Below are 357 nucleotides of genomic sequence, written 5' to 3' on the forward strand. Positions count from 1 at the left end.
ACACCAGCCTTGTTTGGAGATAATGAAGACCAATTGACACTGACGTTCAATGGTGCGCTAGATAAGACCTCTGCTGAAGCGAACGCTAGCTACACCTTTGAGAAGGAAGATGCTCAAGGAACCTTTAAACCAGAAACCGGCATTACCGTTACAGAGGCAAAATATAAGGATACTGAGCATACGGTTGAATTGACGATTAATGGACTTCAACCTGGAGGCAAGTACAAAGTAACAGCAACGGCTGTTAACGACTCTGGGAACCAAGCACTTACGGGCATAAAGGAAGCAACATTTGAAGTGCCACAGACATCCAGCAGTTCAAGCAGTAGTTCAAGCTTAAGCTCAGGCACTGGAACG

At 45.7% G+C, this 357-nt stretch carries 1 protein-coding gene; it reads left to right on the top strand.

What is annotated here, in order from left to right; translation table 11 throughout:
• Positions 1–357, top strand: a 357-nt coding sequence (locus PPOP_RS23030) for an Ig-like domain-containing protein (RefSeq protein WP_042229842.1), incomplete at both ends; no start/stop codon positions are given.

Origin of the sequence: Paenibacillus popilliae ATCC 14706, assembly GCF_000315235.1 — a bacterium.
In the GTDB taxonomy this organism is placed as follows: domain Bacteria; phylum Bacillota; class Bacilli; order Paenibacillales; family Paenibacillaceae; genus Paenibacillus_B; species Paenibacillus_B popilliae.